Source organism: Halomonas sp. 7T (assembly GCF_025643255.1).
GTDB lineage: Bacteria > Pseudomonadota > Gammaproteobacteria > Pseudomonadales > Halomonadaceae > Vreelandella.
Map to the genome: position 1 here is coordinate 1,376,569 of NZ_CP087112.1, position 19,780 is coordinate 1,396,348.

Annotated in this window: 19 protein-coding genes and 1 tRNA gene; 12 read left to right on the forward strand and 8 right to left on the reverse strand. The window is 51.2% G+C overall.

Annotation, left to right across the window (positions count from 1 at the left end; genetic code table 11):
- Positions 1-36 precede the first annotated feature (36 nt).
- The 5 genes from LOS15_RS06335 to LOS15_RS06355 form a co-directional block, all read right to left on the reverse strand.
- Positions 37-3,345: a helicase-related protein gene (locus LOS15_RS06335; RefSeq protein ID WP_263068927.1), complete on the reverse strand. Its 3,309-nt coding sequence runs from the start codon at positions 3,343-3,345 to the stop codon at positions 37-39.
- Positions 3,346-3,542: 197 nt separating this feature from the next.
- Positions 3,543-5,003, reverse strand: coding sequence for a YfjI family protein (locus LOS15_RS06340; protein WP_263068929.1), 1,461 nt, complete (start codon positions 5,001-5,003; stop codon positions 3,543-3,545).
- A 123-nt stretch (positions 5,004-5,126) separates the two neighbouring features.
- Entirely contained in the window at positions 5,127-5,342 is a 216-nt protein-coding gene (locus LOS15_RS06345) for a helix-turn-helix transcriptional regulator (RefSeq protein WP_263068931.1), read from the reverse strand.
- A 374-nt stretch (positions 5,343-5,716) separates the two neighbouring features.
- Entirely contained in the window at positions 5,717-6,052 is a 336-nt protein-coding gene (locus tag LOS15_RS06350; RefSeq protein WP_263068932.1) for a helix-turn-helix domain-containing protein, read from the reverse strand.
- Between the two features lie 107 nt (positions 6,053-6,159).
- Positions 6,160-6,822, reverse strand: coding sequence for an inovirus Gp2 family protein (locus tag LOS15_RS06355; protein ID WP_263068933.1), 663 nt, complete (start codon positions 6,820-6,822; stop codon positions 6,160-6,162).
- Positions 6,823-7,468: 646 nt separating this feature from the next.
- On the opposite strand from LOS15_RS06355, the gene LOS15_RS06360 reads away from it, so the two are divergent.
- From LOS15_RS06360 to LOS15_RS06400, 10 genes are all read left to right on the forward strand, one after another.
- Complete coding sequence (locus LOS15_RS06360; RefSeq protein ID WP_263068934.1) at positions 7,469-7,801, forward strand: hypothetical protein; 333 nt, start codon at positions 7,469-7,471, stop codon at positions 7,799-7,801.
- Positions 7,802-7,917: 116 nt separating this feature from the next.
- Positions 7,918-8,886, forward strand: coding sequence for a DUF932 domain-containing protein (locus LOS15_RS06365; protein ID WP_263068936.1), 969 nt, complete (start codon positions 7,918-7,920; stop codon positions 8,884-8,886).
- Positions 8,887-9,010: 124 nt separating this feature from the next.
- Positions 9,011-9,187: a hypothetical protein gene (locus LOS15_RS06370; RefSeq protein ID WP_263068937.1), complete on the forward strand. Its 177-nt coding sequence runs from the start codon at positions 9,011-9,013 to the stop codon at positions 9,185-9,187.
- Positions 9,188-9,260: 73 nt separating this feature from the next.
- Entirely contained in the window at positions 9,261-10,040 is a 780-nt protein-coding gene (locus LOS15_RS06375) for an ERF family protein (protein WP_263068938.1), read from the forward strand.
- A gap of 33 nt (positions 10,041-10,073) precedes the next feature.
- Positions 10,074-10,685: a lambda exonuclease family protein gene (locus LOS15_RS06380; protein WP_263068939.1), complete on the forward strand. Its 612-nt coding sequence runs from the start codon at positions 10,074-10,076 to the stop codon at positions 10,683-10,685.
- A gap of 91 nt (positions 10,686-10,776) precedes the next feature.
- Positions 10,777-11,274: a RadC family protein gene (gene radC / locus LOS15_RS06385; RefSeq protein WP_263068940.1), complete on the forward strand. Its 498-nt coding sequence runs from the start codon at positions 10,777-10,779 to the stop codon at positions 11,272-11,274.
- A gap of 194 nt (positions 11,275-11,468) precedes the next feature.
- Complete coding sequence (locus tag LOS15_RS06390) at positions 11,469-12,137, forward strand: hypothetical protein (RefSeq protein ID WP_263068942.1); 669 nt, start codon at positions 11,469-11,471, stop codon at positions 12,135-12,137.
- Positions 12,134-13,225, forward strand: a complete 1,092-nt coding sequence (locus LOS15_RS06395) for a helix-turn-helix domain-containing protein (RefSeq protein WP_263068943.1) — start codon at positions 12,134-12,136, stop codon at positions 13,223-13,225. The genes LOS15_RS06390 and LOS15_RS06395 overlap by 4 nt, the downstream gene beginning before the upstream one ends.
- Before the next feature lie 197 nt (positions 13,226-13,422).
- Positions 13,423-13,509 (forward strand): hypothetical protein, encoded by an 87-nt coding sequence (locus LOS15_RS16990; protein WP_411537739.1) that lies wholly within the window; start codon positions 13,423-13,425, stop codon positions 13,507-13,509.
- A gap of 97 nt (positions 13,510-13,606) precedes the next feature.
- The gene (locus LOS15_RS06400; protein ID WP_263068944.1) at positions 13,607-13,864 is read left to right on the forward strand and encodes a hypothetical protein; all 258 of its coding nucleotides are present in this window, start codon (positions 13,607-13,609) and stop codon (positions 13,862-13,864) included.
- A 501-nt stretch (positions 13,865-14,365) separates the two neighbouring features.
- Here the strand turns inward: LOS15_RS06400 and LOS15_RS06405 are convergent.
- Both LOS15_RS06405 and LOS15_RS06410 read right to left on the reverse strand, forming a co-directional pair.
- Positions 14,366-14,456 (reverse strand) — tRNA-Ser (locus LOS15_RS06405).
- A gap of 58 nt (positions 14,457-14,514) precedes the next feature.
- Positions 14,515-16,221, reverse strand: a complete 1,707-nt coding sequence (locus LOS15_RS06410; RefSeq protein WP_263068946.1) for a potassium/proton antiporter — start codon at positions 16,219-16,221, stop codon at positions 14,515-14,517.
- Positions 16,222-16,372: 151 nt separating this feature from the next.
- On the opposite strand from LOS15_RS06410, the gene LOS15_RS06415 reads away from it, so the two are divergent.
- Positions 16,373-17,521: an ABC transporter substrate-binding protein gene (locus LOS15_RS06415; RefSeq protein ID WP_263068947.1), complete on the forward strand. Its 1,149-nt coding sequence runs from the start codon at positions 16,373-16,375 to the stop codon at positions 17,519-17,521.
- Between the two features lie 34 nt (positions 17,522-17,555).
- Positions 17,556-18,965 (forward strand): 3'-5' exonuclease family protein, encoded by a 1,410-nt coding sequence (locus LOS15_RS06420; protein WP_263068948.1) that lies wholly within the window; start codon positions 17,556-17,558, stop codon positions 18,963-18,965.
- On the opposite strand, the gene LOS15_RS06425 is transcribed toward LOS15_RS06420, so the two are convergent.
- Positions 18,962-19,768 (reverse strand): alpha/beta fold hydrolase, encoded by an 807-nt coding sequence (locus tag LOS15_RS06425; protein WP_263068949.1) that lies wholly within the window; start codon positions 19,766-19,768, stop codon positions 18,962-18,964. The genes LOS15_RS06420 and LOS15_RS06425 overlap by 4 nt on opposite strands.
- Positions 19,769-19,780 lie beyond the last annotated feature (12 nt).

Here is a 19,780-nt window from a genome sequence, read left to right on the forward strand (position 1 = left end):
CCCAGTTAACCGCAGCGATATCGTCTTTTAATAGGCTTAGTGCGCGGCGTCGCGGATCACCACGAACGCCATCAACTCAAAATCGCTAAGTCCTTGTATGGTATCGACTAAGGCCGTGGTTGTCCCGCCTCCGAACAAACTATCCACCTCTCGCTCTTCCTTGGCAGCCACCATAGAGCGGATTGCTTGATCCAGCAGTGCTGAATAAACGCTCATATCACGTCCATCCTGGGTTTCTTCATTAAACGGACGGTAGGCAGGCTCTATAGCAGTGGAATACCCTTTGCAGGCTGTGCGCGCTAAATCTAGCAGGCGTTTGACCTCAGTGTAATCGTTCAGCACCTCTCCATCATTGCCAATATAGACCAGGTAGTAAGGATGTAAGCGGTTCTGTTGCTGCAGTTCGCCTTCTGCTTTGTGGCCGGAGTTCGTGAGGTGTCGCAACAGAAAAATCACTCCTGGAAACAGGCCTTTGTCAGGCTGTGCCGGTGCAACGCTATGCAAGCCATTGGGCAGACGGCTTAAATCTCCGTGCTCTTTGATATCGCCCAGCAGATCCATACGGAACTCGTTCAAGCCCAGATCCGTAATAGAGACACCGGACTTTAAATCTTCCATCTCGACGACTTCGTCTTGAAGACGGCGCAGCTGCTCCCGCCGATAGGCAGTATCGTTCGCTTGAGCATTGAGTACGTTGTCGTCCCCCGTCGCGGTGACATCGGCAATCACCATGCGGTTTTCTACCCGCTCTTTGAGGTTGATGTACTCATCTAAACTGATGTCCGGCCAGTAGTTAACTAGCTGAATAGTCTCGTTAAGTGAGCCAATACGGTCAATTCGCCCGAAACGCTGAATGATGCGCACCGGGTTCCAGTGAATATCGTAGTTAATGAGGGTATCGCAGTCCTGTAGGTTCTGGCCTTCTGAGATGCAGTCTGTCGCAATCAGGATATCAATTTCACGCGGCTCGTTCGGAAACACCTGCGCTTTGCTTTTGGAGTGCGGCGAAAACAGAGTGAGTAAACCTTGGAAATCGTAATGGCGGCGGCTACCGGGCATATTACCTAGTGTAGAAACCGGGGCATCGCTACCAGTTACCAAGGCAGTGTGAAGGCCATGTACTTTTGATAGTGCCGGGGCCAACTGCTCATAAAGGTACTTCGCGGTATCCGCAAAGGCAGTAAAGATGAGAATTTTCTTATTGCCGGGGTTGATAGGTGACGCGATTTTGTCAGCAATGTAAAGACCTAGATGCTGCAGCTTGGTATCGTCTTCAGGCGTGACTTTTGCCATTTGTTCTAACAGCAACTCGATCCACACTAAGTCGTTGTTAAGGTCATGCTCCCACGAAGGCAAGTCCATGTCTTTTAAGCTGATCTGTATCTTCTTACCCACCGTGCTGTCGTCAGGCATGGGGATATCATCATCCTCAGGATCAGCATTCTCATAAGCCGCTGCAATATCAGCAAAATGTTGCGTGCTGCCGTTTTGCTTGAAGGCTTCGATTTTATCTAGAATCGTCTGATGACTGTTTTGCAGTGCTTGTAACGTCAGTCGAAAGGAAGCCACAGAGCTTTCTAGCCGCTTCAACAAATTAGTCGTCATCAAGGCTTGCAGGCTCTTTTCCCTATCAGCCTGCTTGAAGCTCCCTCCGCCACTTGACACCTGGGTGTCATACATCGCTTCGTACTTCTTCAAACGGCTGGGCAGGATATAGCTGATAGGCGCATAAACAGCGAGCCTAAGCTGTGAGAGATGCTGAAAAATCTCATTGAAATCAATGACACCTTTACGCTCAGTTAATGGGCAATGAAATGACAGAGGTTTTCGACGTGTAGGAAAGCTGCCTATCTCGCTGGTGTCGTAGAAGGTTTCAATATGCCGCCGTGAGCGTGCAATGGTGACACTGTCCAGCAGTTCAAAGAAATCAAAATCAAGCGACTTAAGGATAGCGCTAGTAGTGCGCTTTTCAGGAGGCAGAGACGACCAGTGATTAAAAGCAGCCTGAGCACGCCTAAACACAACATCAATATCCTGGGTGCCACTGAGGTGACGTGTCAGGTTTTCTGATTCGCCTTCATAAGCCAGTGCCAACTGATTTTTCAGGTCGTTGAAGCGGTTATTGACTGGCGTTGCCGACAGCATCAACACTTTGGTTTTCACACCAGCGCGAATGACCTGGTTCATCAGCTTTTGGTAACGCGTTTCCCTGTCTTTATAGATGTCGTTGTTACGAAAATTATGTGACTCGTCGATCACCACAAGGTCGTAATTACCCCAGTTTACACGATCAAGCGGCATGCCTAGGGATTCGCCACTGGTGCGCTGCAAATCCGTATGACAAAGCACATCGTAGTTGAGCCGATCTTGAGCAAGTACGTTGGTGGTCAGGTTGCGGTTATAGGTCAGCCAGTTATCGGCCAGCTTTTTCGGGCATAGTATCAGCACGGCACGATTGCGCAGCTCGTAGTATTTGATCACCGCCAGTGCCGTGAAGGTTTTACCAAGCCCAACGCTATCGGCCAGGATACAGCCGTTGTAGGTCTCTAACTTATTGATAATGCCAGTAGCTGCATCCCGCTGAAAATTGAAGAGCTTCTGCCACACCACCGTATCTTGGTAACCCGTGCGGTCATTGGGTAAAACGTCTTCGCTGATGTCTTCCAGGTACTCGTGAAAGATGTGGTAAAGCATCAAAAAGTAAATGCGCTCGGGCGAGTTCTCTCGATACACGGTTTCGATATGCTCGCACAGCTCGGCGGTTACATCCTCCAGCTTCTCTTCATCTTCCCAGAGCTGGTCAAACAGCGTCATAAATTGTGCGGTATGTGCTGGGTCACTGAACCGCGTGACAAAGTTGGAGACGGCATTGCCTTGCTGGTAGCCAAGATCGACAGCGGTAAAGCCTTGCAACGGCATATAAACGGTGTCGCCCGCGTGCGCTTCTACCCCTGCAAAGGGCTGCATGGCAGCTTGACCACGATTAGAACGGAAGCTGGCCTTACGCCGAATCCAACTGGCACATTCACGGGCAATAGCTCGTTGATTCAGCTTATTTTTGAGCTGAATTTCAAACTCGCTGCCATGCAGGCTGCGTTCACGCTCTGCTTTGGGAATAAAGAACTCGCGATGAGCCTTGCGAAGCGTATCGGTGGCTTCATGGGGCACGAAGGTAGGCGAGGTAAAGATGAACTCTAGCGAGTCCACGCTCTCTAGCTCTTGCTTGAGCGATTCATACGCGTAAATAGAGAAACACGAAGCTGCAATCTTGAGCTTAGCACCGGGCTGTACGGTGCTTTTCAGGTCGTCGCCCAGCAGCCGGTTGATATTATCAATGATCTCCAAACACCCACCCCTTCTCCGTCCCTGACTGCCAACCGGAAGCCCTTGCCTCAGTTAGGCATAACTTCAATGAATAATCCTGCATCAGCGTATATCAATCGCTAAGGCGAATGAAGCGCTATACAAGCTCACTATGTTTTTACCATTACCCAAATATGCAAAATCCCCGAGCCTGAAAAGGCCCGGGGTTGCGTTGTTGGCTATGAGTTGACCACCGTCATTAGTAGCGCTTGATCATCTTGGTGGGTTGGAAACAGGTCAATAATTGTTTTCTTGTCTATTACTCCCATTCTTATTTCGCAGTTGTTTTGCATGATGTTCAGGATAATGTTGAGTTTCCCCGCATCTCGCAAATCATTTGGGCAATATTTCCTGACGCGATTTTTGCGCAAATAGCGGTAGCCTTCAGCACGTTTTTGGTTGAACCAGCTTTGCAAGGATAGGTAATCGCGCTGCTCTTCTGTCGGAGCCTGAAACAAGCGGAGAAATTCATTTGAAAACCAGAAGCAGAGTAAAGTAGCGTCGTTTAACGTGCGTAATGACACCTCCCCTTCTATTCCAAATTCTGCACAGTGCAGCAGCACGGCCATTCTAGCGATATTGTCTGCCAGCTTAGAGGCATGATCGCCAAAGCCTTCAAAGCGACCCCCTGGACGAATTTCACGCTCTATTTCATTGGCCAGCACAAACCAACGCCCCTTCGCGTCATTGGTGAAGCGAATAATAGTGCGCTCAAAATCAGGCGATTTACCTGCTTCGATATTGAGCTGGAATAGCTCCTGCACCCATGTATCGTACTCATAGTTGGGTATTTTACGTATCTCCTTCACAGGTCGCATGCCCTGTGTGGTTGCGGGGTAAGTCATATGGGTTCTGGCAAAAAAGCCAATGCCCCTTGCGTTTTCTCCTCCTTTGGAAACAAATCGTTGCATTACGCTAGGTTGCGCTTGCACATAAAGCGTTGTGCGTGGTCTTACCACGCAGCTACTGCTGTTTTTGCGGTCAACTCGTATCGGGTCACCTCCCCATAACGAGTTCCACAGCGATAGTTGGCGGGCTGCATGCCCGGATAAGATCTCCTCCCCCTCACTGGAGCGTAAAATGGTGGATTGAATAGCTTCCCGATCAAACAGAGCCATGGCGGCTGCAGGCGTTACATCACTCAGTGTGCGAATGCCCGCTCTCGGTGGATATTTGGGTTTAAGTTTTTCATGTTCGTATAATTCCTCGATAGCCTCTTCACTACCGTACTTGGCCACCTCTCTCAAAAGGCCGTTTTTTCTCGCCTGCCAAATCGTCAGCGCAAGCTCATAATCTCGCACCGTCTCAACGTATTTTTGGTCTAGCTCACTTTCTAGCTCGTTAACCTTTCCAAAGAACTGATTATCAACGGTTGTCTTACGCTCGCCTGACACAGCAACAGCTGCAAAATACTGACTAGGCGGCACAATTTGCCCGTTGGGTTTTTCAACATCGACCAGGTTTTGCAGCAAAAAGGAGGCCACTGCCAAGCCTCCTTGCGCAACCATAGGCAATGGGGCCAGGGTTGCCTCCCCGACCTGATGGATCTTATCTTGCAATACGCCACCGCTTTCGATAATTGGAAAATTAAAAACAGTGGCAGGCAAACAGCTGTAGTAATAATTCCTGATGTTAAGCATGGTGTTTCTCTCTTGCAGGCGCTACTTTCATGCAGCACATCGTCAGTGCCACGCGCCGCATGAAGCATGCGTTAAAATTTAATTGTTAAAGAGCAAATGCAGTGATTGAACGTGCCAGACTGGCTAGCCGCGTTGTTGGCGACGAGATTCAAGCCAAGCTATAACCTCACCTCGGTACCAACCCACAGCGGCAGTACCTAACCGCACTTGGCGTGGGAATTCAGGATCGTGCCGCTTTGATTTTGGATCTAGCATTTCGTAGATCTTTGAGCGGGATAGACCGATAAAGTCTTTTAGGTCTTTCATTCGCAGGACAGTTAAGTCGTCAGTTGCTTGCATGGTTACGGTCTCCTTATCAGTTCATAAATCATCCAGGGCACCTGGGTGAAGTGAACTTTAGGCATTACAACCATCCTACGGCCACCAAAAATATCTAGGCCTGAAGCGGCGGAAGGAAAAACTCTAGATATTTTTTATTGACAATCTGATTTTTTAAAAACCCAGCCTGCAAGAAAGAATGTGCAGTGTTTCATGGCCATACCCCCGCTACATTGCTACTTGTAGCGGGATGTAGCGTTGCCCTCTACTCGGCATGTGCTAATAACAGCTTATTAGAGACTCGACGAGCCATCCTCAGCCTCCTCAGAACAGCTTCTCCTAAATTAATTTCTGGGGTTTTATGCCTTTAACCTCATCCAATATCGAACCAGCAATTACCTGCTTTTTTCTGAAAGCCACCTCTTTAACAGCGTTAGTCCAGGCCTTTTGGGATAGCGCCGCCCTTGCAACCATTCCTGCAGCGTACGGCATGGCACGCCCAACTCTTCTGCCATTTGGGCTTGAGTAATGCCACGTTGCTTTCGTAATGCTGAGGCGTCGCGTATTAATCTTCGCTTGGGCTCGTCACGCTCCAGGATCGCTAGCCGTGCTTGGTTGGCGTCTAGCGTATCCGGTGAATGTGCTACTGCCATAGAAGGAGCATTCGCATGTAAATTATTGCCAGTAGATGCTGCTGCGGTGGGGGGACGTTGCCATGGATATCGTGTCATGAGGTCTCTCCTACATACCAATAAGAAAGGCCCGTCAAAGCGGGCCTATACAATGAGTATGTGTCTTATTTTTGGCTCGTCATCAAGCCGTGGCGCCTTTCACCGAACTACTTGGTATGCGCTTTACAGAGATAGCTGGTACGTCGGAAGGCGTTGGGTAGTTGGTGATAATCTAGGCTAGGTTCAAGATAATATTGCTTTACACCTGCGCGATTAAAGCCGCACTGCACTCCATCCACAGCTTCCTCGTTGGTCGTCTTCAAAGCACTGGCCCATGCGGCTACTATCAACCAGAACGGGTTGTCTTCTTCTGACTCTATGGCGCCAATGTGGCGAAAGGCATGGCCATTGAGTAGAAGCATGACGTGATAGTGAAGCCCTTGGTTCTTATCCCCAATTTCACGGGCGATGATGTAGCGCACTGGGCACTTATGTGGGCTACCTTTACGGTGAAGGTTAGCTTCAATCTTGGCTTCTAACGAATCTAGGAAAAGGCGAATCACACGATTGCCACCTGCATTTTCGGGAAGAGAGACTTGCGCTGGCACCTTTAGGTCAAAGCGCACTACCAAGACCTTGCTATGTGCATCCAATGCCTTATCAAATACCTTATAAGCGCGGTCGAGATAATTTGTGATCAAAGGCCCGTCCTTGGTGAGCACGGGTAGCGTGACATTTTCTTTTGGAGAGTATTCCTGACTGTAATGCAGGGTGTGATTGCGGTTCTGTTTTAGGCGCTTCGGTTGTTTCTGACGCTTGGACTGTTTCATGGTGGTGGCTCCGTTAACTGTAATAAGCGGGTCTCGTTGCCTCGCCGGTATTGCCACGCGTATGGGAGCAGCTAAGGACGACGGTAAGTGCTATCGATAACCAATGTGTGCGCTTGCTTCACGCTCCACTCGATCAGCTATTTGGGTATTGAGACGGATAACGGTTAGCGTTATGGCTGGGTTGGTGTGTGAGCACCACCCAGTCTCGTTAGTGTGCTCAATGATGGTGTTATAAATACACCATTGAATAAGTTCTCCCAGTAGCTCTAAAGCAGTAGGTATATATTAACATTTACCTAATTAGCGATACCCGGTCATGCTTCGGTACTGCTGACACTTTTATCGATTATGTTAAGCGCTACCTAGCGTTTTTTGTCCCAGCAGTGCTCCCACAAAAAATGAACTCGTGGCATCAGATAGCCACGCCGTGTAAAGAATTACATCACCCCGTTCTAATCACTCCGGCGTTTGCCGTCGCAGGCCGTATTTCCCCACTTTTTTACGTTGCTGCCGGATACATACTATGTACACACCGAGCGCAACTTTCTCATTCGATTGAAGAAAATCTCAGCCACATACTACCTCCATGAAGTTATCAGGGATGGCTTGATACGCATCCATTCACTGTCTATGGAGGAAAATTATCATGACGATCCATTGCCCTAACTGTGGTTCTCAACATGTCGTATCCCGCAACCTGGGTAGAAAGGTCGGCGGTGCCACTGGGGCCGCTGCCGGTGCTGCCTCTGGGGTAGCCGGTGCCCTTAGTGGTGCCAAGGCGGGGGCGTTAGTCGGTGCAATGATAGGCCCGGCAGGTATGACCATTGGTGGCCTGTCCGGTGCCGTATTTGGCGGGTTCTTAGGTGGCACAACCTTTGGTGTTGCCGGTGCCAAGCTGGGCCATGAGATCGATCAGAAAATGCTCGATAATTACGCCTGCTGTGCCTGTGACTGCACCTTCCGTCCTCACGCTGAATAATCTAGCTACATTTAACTCTCTCACTGAATATCACAACGGCTTAGCCCGCAGCCTTTTGGCGCGGGCCGTTATGCCGTGCTCACTGATTAAGTTAAACATCCTAAAGGAGATCTCTTATGGCACATCTCGTTGAACACATGGCTTACGTTGGTGCTACCCCTTGGCATGGTCTGGGGCAGCAGCTGTCGCGTCATCAACCGCTGGAGGTCTGGCAGCAACAGGCCGGTATGAACTGGCATATCGAAGAAGCGCCGGTGCGCTTTATTGCTGAAGGGGCTAGCCACCTTGGCAGCATTCACTCGTTTCCTGAACAGAAGGTGCTCTACCGCTCGGATACCAAAGCGCCGCTGTCGGTGGTATCGCAGCGCTACAAGGTGGTGCAGCCCGAAGAGATTCTGGAGTTTTACCGTGACCTAACGGAATACGCCGGATATGAGCTGGAAACCGCTGGAGTGCTTAAAGGGGGGCGTAAATTTTGGGCGTTGGCCCGTAGCGGCTTAAGCACGTCGCTCAAAGGACAGGATGAGGTCAACGACTATTTGCTGTTGGCCACTTCCTGCGATGGCACTCTCGCCACCATGGCAACGCCCACCACGGTGCGGGTGGTGTGCAATAACACACTGCAAATTGCTGTCGATGGCACGTCGCAAGCGGTGAAGGTGCCGCACCGTTCAGAGTTTGATCCGCGTGCTGTGAAGCGTCAGCTGGGTATATCGGTGTCTCAGTGGAATGACTTCATGTACCGGATGAAAACCTTGGCGGAGCGTAAGATCAATCGCCAGGAAGCACAGCAGTATTTTCAGTCGGTGATTTGTGGGGCAGAGAAACCATTAGAAGATCCCTCTAAGCTGCCCAACTACCGGGCGCTGAATAAGGTGCAGAAGCTCTACCACGGTGAAGGCCGGGGCTCTCATTTGGTGACGGCCAAAGACACGGCCTGGGGCTTACTCAATGCCGTGACCGAATACGTCGATCACGACAAGCGGGCGCGTAGTAACGATACCCGGATGGATTCAGCCTGGTTTGGTCAAGGGGCACAGCTCAAACAAGAGGCCTTGGATGCCGCCCTACAACTGGTGTCGTAACCATCCATACACCCATCCCCAAAAGCGATTCACCTAATGATCACCACCACCTCCACGGCATAGACGCCCAGCCCCTGAAAAGGCTGGGCGTTTTGCTGTGGGGCTTATGCCGCGAGGTAACACGATGACGTTTATTTCCCATGCGATTGAAGTCGCGTTAATGCGCCTCACCGAGGAGCTAATCGCCAATCACGCCCACTGCGCTGACACCGTGGTCTGCGCGCAAGGCAGGTTTTATCGGGCAGAGATACGCCTAGAGCCTATTAAAGCCCATGAGCTATCCCAGCATTTGGCGGAATAGCCCCTGAACCACTCCACCACGATGCCCGAATAGACAGCATCGCTAACGTTCTTTATCGCAATGGAGGTGTCCCATGGCACAGCGTACTCATGTAGTAAATTCTTCTAGCCGCAAAACTCCATCGTCTAGCATTCAAGCAGACGCCCATTTAACGAATACTTCAGCCTCGGTCGAGGCTCACCCCACCGCCGATAGCACCGCTATCATTCAGGTCATCGAGCGAGCAGCCCTTAATCCTGACGTCGATATCGACAAGATGGAGCGCTTGCTGCAAATGCAGGAACGCGTGATGGATCGGCAAGCCATGATGGCCTACAGCACCGCCATGGCCGCGATGCAGACCGAGCTGCCCAGCATTGAAGAGCGGGGTAAAACCAACAACGGCTTTTACGCCACGCTGGAAGATATCGTCGATACCGTGCGCCCCATTATGCAGAAGCACGGCTTTGCAGTGAGCTTTCGTATTCAGACCCAGGAACGCGGTATTAAGGTAACGGGTGTACTGATGCACAAGGATGGCCACCGCGAAGAGACCAGCATGCTGCTGCCTGCGGATATGAGCGGTAACAAAAACGCGGTACAGGCGTTTGGGTCTTCAACCAGCTACGGCAAGCGCTATGTACTTTCCGCACTGCTGAACATTACGACGCGAGGCCAAGATGATAACGGAAGCGCTGCCGGTGGTGTCAGGCTGGTAACGCCGTTTCAGGCGGGTCATATCCAGCGACTGATCAGCCAATGCCCCGCTACGACCCAGGAATGGTTCAGTGGCAAATACGGATCAGCGGTGCAGGTGCCCCAGGCGGATTTCGATAAGCTGCGGGCATCCCTCACCAAGCGAGCGGTTAAGTAAACGGCATCAACCACCTGAGTAAAGGAGGTATCCATGCAGATACTCAACATGGTGCAAGGCTCCCCTGAATGGCTGGCGGCGCGCTTAGGGCGCGTCACCATGTCGGAGCTTAAAACGCTGCTCGTTAACGGCAAAGGCCCTGGTGGATTTGGCGCTGGGGCCTTTTCGTATATGCACCAACTAATCGGCGAGCGGATTACCGGCGAACTGGCTGAACCGTTTCAAGGCAACGTGCATACCCGCCGTGGCCATGAGCTAGAAGGCTTGGCCCGCGAGCTGTACCGCGATGCCACTGGCGAACCGGAGCCACAGGAAGTAGGCATTATCCTCAATCATGAGGTGGGCTACTCACCCGACAGTTTGGTGGGTGATAGTGGCTTACTGGAAATTAAAACCAAGCTCCCCAAGTTCCAAATCGAGGTGCTGCTGAGCGGGGAGATTCCCACCGAACATGTTGCCCAGTGCCAAGGCGGGCTGTGGGCCAGTGAACGGGAGTGGATAGACTTTGTGAGCTACTGGCCTGGCATGCCGCTGTTTATTAAGCGCGCTTACCGTGACGACATAATGATTCGCACCATTGCCGAACGGGTTGAAGCATTTCATGAAGAGATGGAGCGGCGCATCAGCCAAGTGATGGCTGCGTGACGGAACCCATACCTCAAAATTCAACACGCTATCTAACGACATAGATGCCGGGGCCACCACCCTGGCATTTTTTTATTTTTTGGAGACAGCCATGACTCATTCCAAACTGAAAGCCGGTGAAGTGGCGGGCACCTACTTAGCCACTTCACCAGTTACCGAAACCGATATCATTACCATGGCCAAGCGCTTCGCACGCCGCAAGCTCGCCAAAGGTCGCAAGATATCCCAACCTTCACAAGCGTTTGAGCACCTGCAGCTGTTGCTTCAAGACTACGAGCATGAGGTCTTCAGTGTGCTATTCCTCGACAGCCAACACCGTGTTATCCGCTTTGAAGAACTGTTTCGCGGCACCATTGATTCAGCCAGCGTCTATCCACGGGAAGTGCTAAAGGCGGCTCTGGCCTTCAATGCCGCCGCCGTGATCCTTGTCCATAACCACCCCAGCGGTGACCCCGAGCCCAGTGAGGCAGACCGACGTATTACCGAGCGACTAAAGGAAGCCTTGGGGCTGATGGACATCCGAGTGATTGATCACGTGGTGGTGGGAAGTGATGGTTGTAGATCGTTTGCTGAGATGGGGTATTTGTAAACGCCTGCTTGGATGAAATGGAGCTGCCTCACTGGGCAGCTCCTGAAATGATGCAATCTTTTTTTTGGTTAAGACGGCAAACGGTTAAGCAGCAGACGTTCGGCATCAAGCACTTTTGTCGGCAACTTCCCTTTTCTCAACATCAAATGATGTGCTATTATGAGAAGCGCTACCCCTAATAGGACCACTTCTCAATGCAAAAAAACTTGGCACCTGACTTGGTTTACGCCACCGAATCCCCTAGGTATCTTGATGAGCTCAATCTTGAACTCGCTGACTTTGAGGATCTCGGAACAGAACTCCTCGACGTCCACTCAACAGTCACCCCCTTTCACCCCTCTGGAACACGAGGAACTCGTTTTTGGCAGGATGCGATAAACCTACTTAGAGATAAGTTATTGCAACGAGGATGGATGCCAGAGGACGTCACCAACCAGCCCCGCGTTACTAAACTAACGACCGAAGGGCAAAAGATCTCAATCACGTTCGCAAACGGTGATAGCAATACTGGAACGCTGACTCAACCCAAAACCGGAAACAAAAAGGGAAAAACGACAAGATCTGCTATTAAAAATAATTCCAGCCAAATGTCTCTGAGCTTGGTAGGCGGGCAATCACATAACCCTGATTTAGAATCATACAAAGGTCTGTGGTTCGTCCTAGCTTTCCTAGATGAAGACGAAAACGAAATTCGGCTAGAGATATCAAAACCTATCGAAATGTACATGAACAAGCCCACCAAGTGGGCTAAAAGGATTATCCTTCCGCCTGTACCGCTGAGAAACGAGCCCTTGGACGATCAGGAAGACGAATCCGGCACTCCGCCCATTGATATACCCATCAGTCCTAAGAGTGGAATATGAAAACTGATCGCGAACTCACGCCCTCGCGCGTCACTGTCGCGCGCGAGCGTCGCGGTTACACCAAAACTGCTTTAGCTCGCTTAACTGGCCTGAGCTCCAAAACTATTACCAATATTGAACTAGGCAACGGTTGTTCAGACGAAACTTTAAAAGCCCTTGCCCATGCTCTACAGTTTCCAGTTGGCTTCTTTTATAGAGAAGATTTGGTTGAGCCGCTCAATCCCAGCTTCCGCTCATTTTCCAGGGTTACAGCTGCACAAAAGAAGGCAGCTCAATCATCTGGAGCAATAGCCTTCGAGCTAGGAGATTGGCTTGCTGAAAATTTCAATCTGCCAGAGCCGAATATTCCCGACTATTCCGATATGGAGCCGGAGGCCGCTGCACAAGCTCTTCGACTAGAATGGCGACTAGGGTTTTCTCCTATCAAGAACATGATTCACCTACTTGAATCTAAAGGCGTTAAAGTTTTTTCGTTAGCTGAAGAAAATGCCGAAGTCAATGCCTTTTGCTGTTGGCACAAATCTACAGACCCCTATGTTTTTCTGAATTCGTTCAAATCTTCAGAGTCGAGTCGTTTTGATGCTGCGCACGAACTAGCACACCTTGTCTTGCACAGGTATTCCGAAAACAAGGGAAAAGAAGCGGAAGCACAAGCGGATGCATTCGCTGGTGAATTCCTTATGCCAAGACAAGGGGTTCTTTCTCGTAAAAGAGCCTACATTCAGTTGCGCGACATTCTCAAGGAGAAGAAATACTGGAACGTATCCGCTTTCGCCATGACCTACACCATGTCTCGCAACCATATGCTTACCGAATGGCGTTACAGAGCACTTTGTATCGAAATGTCGAAGCTCGGCTATCGTAAAACCGAGCCGGATAGCGAGCCCCATGAGAGATCGCAGATATTGCAAAAGGTTATTGACTTCTATCGCCCCAGAGGAGGTCTCGTACCTATTCTGGAGAAAGAGCTAAATATTCATCGCGAAGAGATTAACAAGCTCATTTTCAACATTGCTCCCACGATGAGCATTACTGATTCACCCAAGAAATCAGCTGCTCCCAAGCCTAAGCTGGCCCTCGTCAACTGACGATCAAATTTCAAGAGCCCGGCTCCACACCAGGCTCTTAGTGCCCCAGCAGAGGCTGAGAATATCTGCATACCTTGATACACCTTACCCCGCCGCTTGGCGGTTTTTTTGTGCCCGTAGGCCCTGTTTGGGCCTCGCTGTCCACCAAGGGAGACGCCATCATGGACCTGCTATTAACGCCAGGTTAGATAGAAGCCCTGACTGGCCGCAAGCAAACCAAGGAGCAATGTGCCTCACTTGATGCCATGGGGTGTGCTGGAAGATCAACGCAAGCGGCGCGCTGATCGTTGGTCGTCGGCGCGTTGAGCAAGTGTTGCGCGGCGAGAATCCCAGTCAGGGGCCTGAAACCAAGCGACCCAACTTTGAGGCCTTACACGAATTATGCAGGAGAACCCAGGCATTCCCCGAGGGTATTGGAAAGGCGGTGCATGGCGCTATAAATGCAACGCCCGTCAGAAGGCACTAGTGGGCAAAAGCTGGATTCGCCTGGGTGAATCGGCCAAGGAGGCCCCGGCCGCCTATGAGCAATGGCAAAAGCGGCTGTTCCCCAAAGCAGGCACGGGCCGCATATTTGACCGCTATGAAGCAGAGATCATTCCTGCCAAGCCTGCTGAAGCAACGCGACGCTCCAACCTGTAGGAGCTCAAAAAGCTGCGCGCTGAGGTTGCTAAGTATGAGACAAGCGATATAACGGTGCACGACATTTATCGTTATACGGATGCTCGCAGCGTCCAGTCAAAAACGCAGGCCAACCACAAGCTGGCTCTACTCAAGCACATCTTCCGATATGCCCAGCTTTGGGGGGTCGTCGAACACAACCCCGCCGATCCGGTGACCAAGCTCAAACCGCGTGATCGCAATATCACGTTACCAGCCAGTGGCTACCATTCAAAACTCTTCAGAGGACAGTATCTGAAAGAATAGAGGCTGTCACCTCCCCCTTACGAGCTGTATCAGTGAAGTTTTTGAGGGAATTGAGCCATGGATGCGAGTATCAAAAAACGACTTACGAAGAGAGAGCGTCCAGAGAGGTTTATTTCTATTCAGTGAGAGCCAAAACCAAAGTATGGGCTGGGGTATGGGCTGGCTAAATTACAAACACAAAAAAGCCGCTGAAATCAGCGGCTTAGTCGTAATACTTGGCGGAGGGACAGGGATTCGAACCCTGGATAGGCTATTAACCTATGCCGGTTTTCAAGACCGGTGCATTCAACCGCTCTGCCATCCCTCCGGCTTATGGGTGCGTATAATAACAGCATTTCCTTGTAAGTCAATGCCTTTAGAGTGAATTAGTACAGCCTTAAGCCCACTCGAGTAATACTCCCGCCTTCCATTTCGCTAACAACCCAGTGAATACCGTGCCAATCTACATCATCGCCGACAACGGGGTGGCCACCTACGCGCAGCGAGACGAACTCCGCTAATGTCATATCCTGCTCCCCTGGGCTTAACGTTAAGCCGTAGGCCTGGGCAACATCCTGCATCTGGGCGCTGCCATCAAGGGTAAAAGTACCGAAGAAAGCACGCTCTTGCTTAAGTTTGGCATCGCCATTAAACAGTCGATTCAGCGCTACTAGGTCTTCTGAACGTCCGATGACACAAATCACATCGCCTAGCTTGAGCCGTGTACTGCCTTTGGGGTGAAGCATGGCATGATCGCGAAACAGAGCTGAAATCAGCGCACCGGACGGAAAGCGTAAAAGCCGAATCGGCACATCTTCTAAATCTTGGTTTTCGACGACGTACACAAACATCTCGAAATCGTTTTCAGGCAGTATGCCAAGTGGCCCGCGCCGGTTAGGGGTAGTACCCACAGGCACTTCTACTTTCAACCAGCGCGCCATGAGGGTAAGTGACCCCCCTTGAATAAGCAGCGACATTAAGACCACTGCAAATGCCACATTAAAATAGAGCGAAGCGTTTTCGACACCACCAATCAGCGGGAAAATAGCCAGCACGATAGGCACTGCTCCTCTCAGCCCTACCCAAGCAATAAACCAGGTTTCTCGCCAGCGAAACTTAAAAAAGGGCTTGATAGAAATGAGAACAGCCAACGGGCGGGCAATGAAGATTAACGCCAGGGCCACTAAGCTTGCGGGCAAAGCCACTTCCCACAACTCGCTTGGCGTAACCAATAGCCCCAGCACCAAGAACAGACCAATTTGACTTAACCATGCCAAGCCATCGTGAACAGGCAAAATAAAATTCAGGTGTCGGCCTGGCTGATTGCCAATCATCAACCCGGCTAAATAAATAGCAAGGAAGCCACTCCCCCCCAGCACGCTAGTTAAACCAAAAACGCTGAACCCAAGCGCCAGCGCCAGCATGGCGTAAAGTCCAGGGGCAAGGTCAAGCCAACGCAACAGTTTCGCGCTTAACCACCCACCTCCCAAACCAATGAGTAGGCCAATACCAAACTGGGAAATAAAGAAAAGTAGGGTCTCTAGGGGGCCGCCAATATCTCCCACCAACAGTTCAACCAACATCAGCGTTAAAAAAATCGCCATCGGGTCGTTGGTACCCGACTCAATTTCAAGAGTCGCCCCTACCCGCTCGTTCAAGTTGACACCACGGCCGCTGAGCATTGAGAAAACGGCGGCCGCATCGGTGGAGCCAACGATCGCCCCCACCAAAAGCCCTTGAATGAGCGTTAGATCAAACACCCACATGGCAATCAAACCAACAATGGTGCTGGTAATAAACACACCAAAGGTCGCTAGAGAAAGCGCGGGCCTGAAGCCTACACGGAACGTTTTCAGGCGAGTGCGTAAACCGCCATCTAACAAAATCATGGCCAGGGCCAAATGCCCAATCGTGAAGGCCATTGAGTAATCGTCGAATTCAACGCCCAGTACGCCTTCCTCACCTGCTAGCATGCCAAGCCCAAGGAAGATAAGCAGTAATGGAACGCCAACCATTGATGAAAGGCGGCTCGCTAAAATGCTAAGCGCCATGAGCGAACCGCCTACTAAGAAGAACGTATAAATTGCGTCCATGTGTCTCCGTCTCTACATCAATGCTGCTCTATTATTGCATGCTACCGTTGAATTTACTGTGACATATTACGGAGTGGATGCGTGATGGGGGTGGTCAGATCCTTAACCTCGCGGCTACACTCCGCCCTTACAATGCCTGGAGTTATTGTCTATGTTGCAACCTTTTCTTCGCCGATGGTTAGTCGCGCTTTTATTCACACTGCTGTCATCAACAGTATTGTTATTGTTCTCAAACGCCGTTGCTTACGCAAATGAAGAAGACATTGATAACACCGAAATACTGCACCTTGAAAGCGAGGTAACAGTTCCTGACGCATTGTGGCAATCTTCCTCCGAAGAAAGTGCCGAAGAAGAAGCACCCACCATGGCACTGATCCCCCCTCCGCCGTTAGACCCTCCCCCTCTGAAGCAACTAACACTAATGCTGGACTGGTATTTAAGCCCCCACCATGCAGCTCTCGTTATTGCCAAAGAACGCGGTATGTTTGCTGCTCAGGGGCTTGCGGTTGAGCTGCAAACCCCCGCAGACCCAACGATTGCGATTAAACTGCTCGCCGCGGGCGATGTTGATCTTGCACTAACGCGACAGCCTCTACTGCATTTGCATGTCCACGACGGCGCACCCATTACCCGCGTTGGCACTCTATTTGAAACACCTCTTACGGCAGTTATTGTGTCCGGCGAACAGCATCAGGGCGAGGATCTGCTCATGCATCTCGCAGGGTTACACTACGGCTTTTCGACGCGCGAAGGGCGTGATGCAGTGTTGCAACAAGTACGCCCCCATTCCGTCCAGCAAGTTGATACGGTGATGCCGCCTGAGAATGTGCGCTTTACGGCCGCGACCGCCCTACGAGAAGGAAGAGTGGAAGCCGTTGCAGATGGCTTTTTTCACTACTTACCCCCACAACTTGCCACAGAGGGCATTACCACCCATGTCGTTCAGTACCACGAGTTAGAAATACCCCGACATGACGGCCTCATCATAGTGGCCAATAGCGATTCGGCCACTCGCCGCGCCCCAACATGGTCGCGCGTTTTAATCGCGCTTGAAGAAGCCAGCTATTGGATAATCGACAACCCAGATGCTGCTTGGTCACTTTTAGCCACTACCCATCCGGTGGTTGATAATGCCATTAATGCACAAGCCTGGGAGGATTTGCTTAGACGGATGACACTGAGCCCGGCGGCGCTCGATACCCGCCGCTATAAGGCGTTTGAACACTTTTTACTGCAAGCAGAGCTTATCGACGCCGTACTGCCCGTACCGCGCTTAGCGATTGACCCGCATTCGATATAACTTGGCAAACTTACCCACTTTGCGCTGGAGCGCCATGAGCGAAGCACCGTTAATCTTTATTGATGTTGAAACCACCGGCACCCGAGCCACTCGGGATCGTATCACTGAAGTCGCTGCGCTAAAGGTCGTTAATGGCAGCATCACGGAACGCTGGTGCAGCTTCATTAACCCTGGATGTAAAATTCCTGCTCACATCAGCCAACTGACAGGAATTACGGATGATATGCTCACCGACGCCCCCGCGTTTCAGCAGGTAGCAGCAGAGTTTCGCCAGTGGCTCGGGGATGGACGTTTAGTCGCCCACAACGCACGCTTTGATTACAGCTTTCTGCGCAATGAGTTTAAGCGCGCAGGCTTCGATTTTCGCGCCCAACTAATCTGCACATTACGCCTTTCAAGACGCCTTGCCCCCCAAGCCGCTCAGCACAATCTCGCAGCGCTTCTGGAGCGCTATGAAATAGCGGTAGAACGCCACCACCGAGCAGAAGACGACGCGTTAGCGCTATGGAAGCTGTGGCAAGCGTGGCAGCACCACCACGATCACGAGAGATGGCAGGCTGCCCTAGGCGATGAACAGCGCCACCGAAGCTTACCCGCTCATTTAGATAGCGCACAGCTTGCCGGGCTACCCCCAACGCCCGGCGTCTACCTCTTTTATGGCCATAACCGGCTACCTCTTTATGTGGGTAAAAGCATTAATTTACGCAGCCGCGTACTGGGTCACTTTCAGCGCGATTATCAAGATGACAAAGAGATGCGCCTAGCCCAGCAAATACAGCATATTGAGTGGGAAGAGACAGCAGGCGACATGGGCGCCCAACTGCGAGAGGCTCAGTTGGTTAAACAACTAATGCCTATAATGAACCGACAACTGAGGCGGCAAGGGAAATTACATACCTGGCACTGGCCAACCGAACAAACCGCTCCCACCTTGATGAATGGCAGCGCGCTAGGCCAATCTCAAACGGGACGCTTCTACGGGCTTTTTCGCAGCGCTAAAGAAGCGAAAGACACACTTCGCTCTCTGAGTGAAACTCACCAGCTGTGCCCACAGGTGCTTGGCCTGGAAAAAGGGAAAGGCCGCTGTTTTGCCCACCAATTAGGCAAGTGCCAAGGTGCTTGCTGCGGTAAAGAGGGACTGAAAGAGCACTCTCAACGCGCACAGGAAGCAATGGAGAAACTCCAAGTTGGTACGTGGCCATGGCCTGCTCGAATTGTAATTCGTGAAAAGGGCCAAAGCACACGGAAGACCACCTATCATGTAGTAGACCACTGGTGCTATCTGGGTAGCAGAAGTACGTTAAGCGCGGCTAGAAAGCTTGTCGGCTCATGCCCACAATTTGATGTCGACACTTACCGTATTCTAAACAGATTTCTACGTAACCCAGAGCAGCACCGTTTAACCATCACCCCGCTTGGGGAAGAATTTGGCCTTAACACCTAAGACTGCGCGGCAATAAAGGCCTCAACGGCTTGTTGAAATGCTTCTGGCTGGTCAGCATGTAGCCAGTGACCTGCCTGTTTAAGGGTAACCAAGCGGGCCTTTGGCAGTACATCGCGCAGCGCTGGCAGCATATCATCGCTTACATAATGAGAGTCGCTACCACGCAGCACCAGCGACGGACCATCAAAAGCTTTTTCGCCATCGGGTACGCCGATAATAGCCTCGTAACCTCGCTGAATCTCATCTAAACCAACGCGCAAACTCATACTTCCTTCCTCATTGCGCACTAGGTTGGTGGCAAGGAACAGCCGTGTAGGGCGTGAGTCAACGTGTTCGGCAAGCAATGCATCGGCTTCGCGGCGGTTAGTTGGCTTCCCTTTTTTGACATGTTCAAGCGCAGCAAACACATCATCATGACCATGCTGGTAAGCCACCGGTGCGATATCCGCCACTACAAGTGATGCGCAACGCTCTGGTGCAACACGGGCTAGCGTAATAGCGACTTTGCCCCCCATGGAGTGTCCAAGAATATGGGCACGTTCAATCGAAAGCTTATCTAGGAGCGCCAGCACATCTTGGCTCATAGCCTGATAACTCATGCCCTCTGCATGCGGCGAACGGCCATGGTTACGCAAGTCAACGGCAATCACACGGCGGGACTGCTGCCACACTTTAAGGTGCGAGCGCCAGTTATCAGCACTGCCCAGCAAGCCATGGATGACCACTAACGGAAGCGAATCATGGCTGCTTTGCTCGGCAGGCAAGTCGATGGCATGAAGTTCAACAGCGGCAAGTTCGGTCATGCAGGCTCCTTG

Coding starts and splice junctions, on each gene's coding strand:
- LOS15_RS06340 (WP_263068929.1), bottom strand. CDS start 5,003: ATGCTTAACATCAGGAATTATTACTACAGCTGTTTGCCTGCCACTGTT.
- LOS15_RS06345 (WP_263068931.1), bottom strand. CDS start 5,342: ATGCAAGCAACTGACGACTTAACTGTCCTGCGAATGAAAGACCTAAAA.
- LOS15_RS06350 (WP_263068932.1), bottom strand. CDS start 6,052: ATGACACGATATCCATGGCAACGTCCCCCCACCGCAGCAGCATCTACT.
- LOS15_RS06355 (WP_263068933.1), bottom strand. CDS start 6,822: ATGAAACAGTCCAAGCGTCAGAAACAACCGAAGCGCCTAAAACAGAAC.
- LOS15_RS06360 (WP_263068934.1), top strand. CDS start 7,469: ATGACGATCCATTGCCCTAACTGTGGTTCTCAACATGTCGTATCCCGC.
- LOS15_RS06365 (WP_263068936.1), top strand. CDS start 7,918: ATGGCACATCTCGTTGAACACATGGCTTACGTTGGTGCTACCCCTTGG.
- LOS15_RS06370 (WP_263068937.1), top strand. CDS start 9,011: ATGACGTTTATTTCCCATGCGATTGAAGTCGCGTTAATGCGCCTCACC.
- LOS15_RS06375 (WP_263068938.1), top strand. CDS start 9,261: ATGGCACAGCGTACTCATGTAGTAAATTCTTCTAGCCGCAAAACTCCA.
- LOS15_RS06380 (WP_263068939.1), top strand. CDS start 10,074: ATGCAGATACTCAACATGGTGCAAGGCTCCCCTGAATGGCTGGCGGCG.
- radC (WP_263068940.1), top strand. CDS start 10,777: ATGACTCATTCCAAACTGAAAGCCGGTGAAGTGGCGGGCACCTACTTA.
- LOS15_RS06390 (WP_263068942.1), top strand. CDS start 11,469: ATGCAAAAAAACTTGGCACCTGACTTGGTTTACGCCACCGAATCCCCT.
- LOS15_RS06395 (WP_263068943.1), top strand. CDS start 12,134: ATGAAAACTGATCGCGAACTCACGCCCTCGCGCGTCACTGTCGCGCGC.
- LOS15_RS06400 (WP_263068944.1), top strand. CDS start 13,607: ATGCAGGAGAACCCAGGCATTCCCCGAGGGTATTGGAAAGGCGGTGCA.
- LOS15_RS06410 (WP_263068946.1), bottom strand. CDS start 16,221: ATGGACGCAATTTATACGTTCTTCTTAGTAGGCGGTTCGCTCATGGCG.
- LOS15_RS06415 (WP_263068947.1), top strand. CDS start 16,373: ATGTTGCAACCTTTTCTTCGCCGATGGTTAGTCGCGCTTTTATTCACA.
- LOS15_RS06420 (WP_263068948.1), top strand. CDS start 17,556: ATGAGCGAAGCACCGTTAATCTTTATTGATGTTGAAACCACCGGCACC.
- LOS15_RS06425 (WP_263068949.1), bottom strand. CDS start 19,768: ATGACCGAACTTGCCGCTGTTGAACTTCATGCCATCGACTTGCCTGCC.